At 29.7% G+C, this 3,253-nt stretch carries 5 protein-coding genes; 1 reads left to right on the plus strand and 4 read right to left on the minus strand.

The window, feature by feature from the left end:
- Window positions 1–194: 194 nt before the first annotated feature.
- Together J5G60_RS17450 and J5G60_RS17455 are read right to left on the minus strand one after the other, a co-directional pair.
- A complete protein-coding gene (locus J5G60_RS17450) occupies window positions 195–623 on the minus strand; it encodes a hypothetical protein (protein ID WP_150359006.1) in 429 nt (142 codons plus the stop codon).
- 48 nt (window positions 624–671) lie between these two features.
- Window positions 672–1,463: a Cof-type HAD-IIB family hydrolase gene (locus J5G60_RS17455; protein WP_150359007.1), complete on the minus strand. Its 792-nt coding sequence runs from the start codon at window positions 1,461–1,463 to the stop codon at window positions 672–674.
- A 171-nt stretch (window positions 1,464–1,634) separates the two neighbouring features.
- On the opposite strand from J5G60_RS17455, the gene J5G60_RS17460 reads away from it, so the two are divergent.
- Window positions 1,635–2,540 carry a DMT family transporter gene (locus J5G60_RS17460; protein WP_150359008.1) on the plus strand — a complete coding sequence of 302 codons (906 nt, stop codon included), beginning with the start codon at window positions 1,635–1,637 and terminating at the stop codon, window positions 2,538–2,540.
- A 24-nt stretch (window positions 2,541–2,564) separates the two neighbouring features.
- Here J5G60_RS17460 and J5G60_RS17465 read toward each other — a convergent pair whose 3' ends face one another.
- Complete coding sequence (locus J5G60_RS17465; protein WP_150359009.1) at window positions 2,565–2,936, minus strand: GerW family sporulation protein; 372 nt, start codon at window positions 2,934–2,936, stop codon at window positions 2,565–2,567.
- 18 nt (window positions 2,937–2,954) lie between these two features.
- Window positions 2,955–3,253, minus strand: a 299-nt coding sequence (locus J5G60_RS17470) for a DUF2953 domain-containing protein (protein WP_207876595.1), incomplete at its 5' end; no start/stop codon positions are given.

Genomic DNA, 3,253 nt, shown 5'->3' on the forward strand with positions numbered 1-3,253 from the left:
AATAAAAAATAACTTTTATTTATTTTTAGCTTAACAATCAATTTTTAGGCCAAAAACTTTAGTAATTACAAGCTTTCCCAAGTTAAAAGTTTAAAATTAAGAGTTAATAGTAGATTAGTAGATTTTAGTCATCATCGAAAATCTTCATCTACTATTAACTCTTCACTATAATCTCTAAACATAGAATCATATTATCAACTGGAAAGTCCTGCAGATAAAACCAATACCATGAGTATCGGAATACTATCACATATAATCCATCCTAAAAGTATAAGTACAATACTTAACTTACCATATTTATTAAAAAAATACAGTATTAAATTATAAAAGAAAAATAAATTGGTCATAATAAATATGAGGATTATAGGAACTGGATCAGATATGCTATAGACTACTATGATATGAACCATAAAAATCAATGCCAAAACAGTACCCAGAAAGAATATCACTTTAAGCCCATCTCTATTTTTAACCTTGAGAAATATGTAAATACCATCATATATACACAACAAGCAGGGTATAAGTACAAGTATCTCCAACTTGTCTATAAAAAAGTACGCTGTAATTAAAATTGCCGTGAAAGCCAGTATTTTAATATTAAAATTTAGATTTTTATCGTTCATCTATAGTATCTCCTTTCCAAGCCTGGATGTCTGTGTTCTTATTTATTTTCACACTTTATTTAATATAAATTTTTCCAAAGCATAGGCTGCTCCATCTTCTCTGTTGCTTTTAGTTATATAATCTGCAGCTGCCTTCAATCCATCAGAACCATTATCCATTGCTATTCCGAATCCCGCATAATTTATCATGGAGATATCATTATCCCAATCTCCTATGGATAATATCTCCTCTCGATTTATGCCATAATCCTCTGCAACCCTCTTAAGCATTTTTCCCTTGTCTACCTTTTTGTTGAATATTTCTAAATAATTTGGAAGTGAAAAATTAGCATTTATCTTATTTCCAAACTCATCTAAGATTTCCTCTCTTATTGTCAAAAGTTTTGCTCTATCCTCAACAAGAACTATTTTGTACATAGGTTGACTGCTAAAAAATGAAGACAGTTTTCCCACTTCATTCCAATGAGCTATATAATCATTAAGGTTCATATAATCAGTTATTTTTTCTATATAGACCTTTGCTTCATCAAACAATATGCAATATATATTGTTTTTTTCGGACATATGTATAATTCTACTACATATTTTATTTTCAATGGGTTCTCCTAAAATCAATTTACTTTTTCTATATAGATTTGCCCCATTTAAACATATTACAAAGTCTTCCAGCCCCAATTCATTTGAAAAATTTTTCAACCCGTTAAATTCCCTTCCTGAAACTAAGATCACTTTTATTCCCAATGTTTGTATTTTCTTTACTACTTCTATAGTCCTCTTGCTCAAAACATGATTTTCATTCAATAAAGTCCCATCCATGTCCATTGATACTAGTTTATACATAAATGCCCTCCTCTGTATGCTAAATACTACATAATACTAATAAACCACACTAATTAATTTGTTGAGTTCTTTCCAAATTGAAATTATTTGACAATAAACGTAAATATCACTACAATATATTTGATGATCTCAGAATTAAACACATCATACAAAACATAGAGGTATTAAATTATGGAAACTCATAAAAGCAGAAAAAAATTTATAGCAGATTTATTTTTATTGCTGGCCGCTATGCTATGGGGTGGAGGCTATGCTGCTACAAAAGATGCTCTAAATAGCATAACTCCATTATATATGATGGCCATACGATTTTTATGTGCTGGAATTTTAATTTCAGTTATTTTTTTCAAAATAATGATGAAAATAACTCTAGAAGATATAACTCGTGGTTTTATAATAGGCATATTCTTGTTTTTGGCTTACACTGCCCAGACAGTAGGACTTAACTATACAACTGCCAGCAAGCAATCTTTTTTAACTTCAGTTTATGTAATTATACTTCCCTTTTTATACTGGGCTGTATTCAAGACAAAACCTACTCATAGAGCTATAATTTCAGCCGTAATTTCCCTTATTGGCATAGGAATACTGAGTTTTAAATCAAATATGCAGCTCAATATAAATATTGGAGACTGGCTGACACTCTTATCAGCTGTTTTATTTGCATCACATATAATTTCCATAGCTTGTTTTACAAGAAAATCCAATCCGATAATACTATCTGTAGTACAGATGATGTTTTCCGGTATATTTTCTCTTCTATTTGCAATTATTTTTGAACCAAGTTTTTCAGGAATACGTGATAGTGCTTTATTCCCTATTTTTTACCTAGTAGTCTTTAGCACCATGATAGGATTTTTAATTCAAAACATAGCTCAAAAATATACCAATCCCAATCATGTGGGAATATTACTTTCACTAGAATCTGTATTTGGCGCGATCATATCCATGATATTTTTGAATGAAGTATTTACATTGAATATGATAATAGGTTGCAGCATCATATTTTTATCCGTATTTATCTCAGAAACAAAATTAAAATTTACATTTAAAAGAAATTCTCGAAATATATCTTAATTCAATACTATAAGTTATTTATTCTCACTGTTCTTCCTCTTTATTTTTGTTTTTCTTTATTCCCATTTTCTTAATTATATCAGGAACCAACTCTATTATCTTGTCTAAACTGTCCTTATTTTTAATGGGAATTAATTTAACATTATCCTCTTTTATAACAAGCACAGCATCTGCAGTTATCTTTGCACCCGCACCCATACCTGATCCAGAACCTTCCTTTTTATCTTTATCTCCAGCTGTATCCTCTCCTCCTCCAGCAGCACATCCAAAATTAACAGTTATAAATGGCACCAAAGTTATATCTCCTACATTTATGGGTTTACCAACAACTGTTTCTGTCTTTAAAAAATTTTCCAATTTTGAAAATAGCATCTCCGTATTTTCCTTAATATCCATGTTAATACCTCCTTAATATCAAATATCAGCTGACTTCACTTCACTGGTTTTTTCATATCCGACTCTCTCTGCTCTATCTCTCCTATGAAACCTTTTTTTCATAAAATCAGCCATAAGAACTCTAAACATTATAAAAATAAAAGATATAACTTTTAAGCTTCCTTTAATTTCTACACTTACATTAAAAACATCGTCAAAAAAATCCGGTTTCATATTTATAGATTTTTTTGGCATTATATTTTTAATTATAGCAAAAATCCCTCCTAATATTCCAGTGATATAATGATCCTCTAAACCATAGTTCCCCTCTATTTTAA

The sequence above is a fragment of the Clostridium sp. HV4-5-A1G genome, assembly GCF_900184915.1.
GTDB classification, from domain to species: domain Bacteria; phylum Bacillota; class Clostridia; order Clostridiales; family Clostridiaceae; genus Clostridium_B; species Clostridium_B aromativorans.